Below are 3,068 nucleotides of genomic sequence, written 5' to 3' on the forward strand. Positions count from 1 at the left end.
GGGGGCGACCGTGATGGAGTCGCCTGTGTGAATCCCCATGGGGTCGAAGTTCTCGATCGAGCAGATGATGACGACGTTGTCCTTAAGGTCGCGCATGACCTCAAGCTCGTACTCTTTCCATCCGATGACGGACTCTTCTATTAAAAGCTCGGAAACAGGGCTGAGCATTAACCCATTCGAAACGATATTTATATATTCTTCCTGGTTGAAGGCTATACCGCCGCCGGTGCCACCCAGGGTAAAACTGGGACGGATAACCAGCGGAAACCCGAAATCCTCTGCGAGTTTCAGCGCATCGTTTAAGTTGTAGGCGAAGCCGCTTCGCGGCACTTCAAGGCCGATTTTCTCCATGGCGGCCTTAAACTCGCTTCTGTCCTCGGCTTTTCGAATCGCCGGCAGCTTTGCGCCTATCAACTCGACGCCGTATTTGTCGAGCACGCCGTTCTCGGCAAGCGCAACGGCCGTGTTAAGGCCGGTCTGCCCGCCAATCGTCGGCAAGAGCGCCTGCGGCCTCTCTTTCTCGATGATCTTCTCAACCACTTCAGGGGTAATCGGCTCGATGTAGGTACGGTCGGCGAACTCGGGATCGGTCATGATGGTCGCCGGATTGCTGTTGACCAGCACGACCTCAAAACCATCCTCCTTAAGGACCTTGCATGCCTGGGTGCCCGAGTAGTCGAACTCACACGCCTGTCCGATGATTATCGGTCCCGAACCGATGATTAGTATTTTTTGGATATCGTTTCTTCTTGGCATAACCCTTCTTCCTGCTACGTAACTGTTAACGTCTTTAAATAACTCTCATTTAATTACTAGGCTCGTGCCCAATCAAAACCAGCGATTAGCGAGGGGCGATTGGCGATTAGGGAAAGTTATGACGAGTACCCTCATCAGTTACTCCCATCGTAATCTATACATACTAGCTTGTGGCTCATAGCTTTCTTAGACCCACTTTCTCGATCCACACCCAATCGCTAATCGCTCTTCGCTAATCGCTGGCATGATGGCTATGCCATCATGCCAATAAACTGGTCGAACAAGTACCGGGCGTCGTGCGGACCCGGCGCTGCTTCCGGGTGATATTGGACGGAGAATGCCGGTATCTCCAGGCAGCGGAGGCCCTCGACTGTGCCGTCGTTTAAGTTGATATGCGTGACCTCGACTTTGCCGGCTTTGCTTGTGCCTCCCCAGCCGCCCTGCGGGATACTCTGGCCGACCTGCCAGGGTTGCTCTTTTATGTTGAGCGATTTCGGATCGACGGCAAAGCCGTGGTTCTGGCTTGTTATCTCGACGCGGCCGTTCAGCAGGTTTTTAACCGGCTGGTTGCCGCCGCGATGCCCGAATTTTAGTTTATACGTCTCGCCGCCTAACGCGAGCGATAGCAGCTGATGACCGAGGCAGATACCGAAAATCGGCTTTTTGCCGAGTAGGCCCTCGATTGTCTTGATGGCATACGTTACGGCAGCCGGGTCGCCGGGGCCGTTGGAGAGAAATACCCCGTCGGGATTCATCTTTAGGACTTCCTCGGCAGAGGTAGTGGCCGGCACTACGTTAATATTGCAACCCGCATTCGATAAGCAGCGTATGATATTCGCTTTTATACCGAAATCAAACGCGACTACTTTGTGGATACCCTTCTCGTTATTGGTCCATGAGTACGGTTTTTCGACCGTTACGTCTTTTACCAGGTCGCGCCCGACCATCGTCGGGGAGTTTTTCGCCTTCTCGACCACTGCGGCCTCGCTATCGGCATCGACCGAGATTATCCCCCGCATGGCGCCGATGCTTCTGATATGCCTGGTGAGCGCCCTGGTATCGACTCCTTCTATGCCCATTATCCCGTTATTGGCCAGAAATTCCTGCAGTGACCCTTGCGCCCGCCAGTTGCTATAAACCGATGAGGACTCGCGCACCACAAACCCCTCGACAAATGGTTTGCGTGACTCGTGATCGTCCTTGTTGACGCCGTAGTTGCCGATCAGCGGGTAGGTCATCGTCACGATTTGTCCCGCATAGGATGGATCTGTCAGGATCTCTTGGTAACCGGTCATGCTGGTGTTAAAGACGACCTCACCGGTAGTCTCGCCGGTCGCGCCAAACCCATACCCGTAAAAGACCTTCCCGTCTTCCAGCGCCAGTATCGCTTTCTTCTTCTTTAAAATGCGACTCTGCTAAACTGTTTCTCTCCGTAACTATCAACGAATACTTTATCCTTAATCACCGGTTTCCCGGCGGTAAATACATCCTTTACCACGCCTTTTAATGCGCTTCCGATATATGGTGAGTTGATGCTCTTGGACTGGAATTTGCTAGCATTAACCTCAAGCATAGCGTTAGTATCTAGTATTATCAGATCTGCGTCCTCGCCTATCCCCAGGCTTCCTTTAGGAATTCCAAGGATACGTGATGGACCTATACTCATCTTGGCGACGGCTTCGCTTAAGCTTAGCACGCCCCTATCGACCAGCTCGGTAAAGATAAGACCGAGTGTGGTTTCGAGGCCGATCATGCCGAACGGGGCGTAATCGAATTCACTCTCCTTTTCGTGACGGGCGTGCGGGGCGTGGTCGCTTGCGATGGCGTCGATGACTCCGTCTTTTAAGCCTTTGCGAAGCGCCTCGATATCCGCAGCCGTGCGAAGCGGCGGGTTTACCTTAAAGTTGGTATCGTAGCCCTGCAGGTTCTCGTCTGTCAGGATAAGGTGGTGTGGGGTGACTTCGCAGGTCACATTAACACCGCGCTCTTTTGCACGCTTCACCAGGTCTAGACTGCCCGCCGTGCTTAAGTGGGCTATATGAAGCTTGCCCCCGGTAAGCTCGGCGAGGATGATATCACGCGCTACGATGACTTCCTCAGCGGCCGGCGGAATCCCTTTCAGGCCGAGCGCGGTCGACCAGTAGCCCTCGTGGATTTGCCCGTTGCGGGCCAGTAGTTCGTCCTCTGCGTGTGAGATGACCGGCTTGTCCCACATCTTGGTATATTCAAGGGCGCGGCGCATGAGCTGGCTGTTCATAACGCATTTGCCGTCATCCGAAAACCCGACTACGCCCGCTTTTATCAACTCGCCC

3 protein-coding genes are annotated in these 3,068 nt (G+C 53.7%); all 3 read right to left on the minus strand.

Annotated elements, in window-relative coordinates:
- A partial coding sequence (locus tag ACYC56_RS13905; RefSeq protein ID WP_461374771.1) for a carbamoyl phosphate synthase preATP-grasp domain-containing protein occupies window positions 1–756 on the minus strand: 756 nt, incomplete at its 3' end.
- A 251-nt stretch (window positions 757–1,007) separates the two neighbouring features.
- On the minus strand, window positions 1,008–2,162 hold the full coding sequence (carA, locus tag ACYC56_RS13910; RefSeq protein ID WP_461374773.1) for a glutamine-hydrolyzing carbamoyl-phosphate synthase small subunit: 1,155 nt from the start codon (window positions 2,160–2,162) through the stop codon (window positions 1,008–1,010).
- A partial coding sequence (locus ACYC56_RS13915) for a dihydroorotase (protein ID WP_461374772.1) occupies window positions 2,156–3,068 on the minus strand: 913 nt, incomplete at its 5' end. The genes carA and ACYC56_RS13915, both read right to left, overlap by 7 nt.

Source organism: Candidatus Aquicultor sp., from assembly GCF_054640775.1.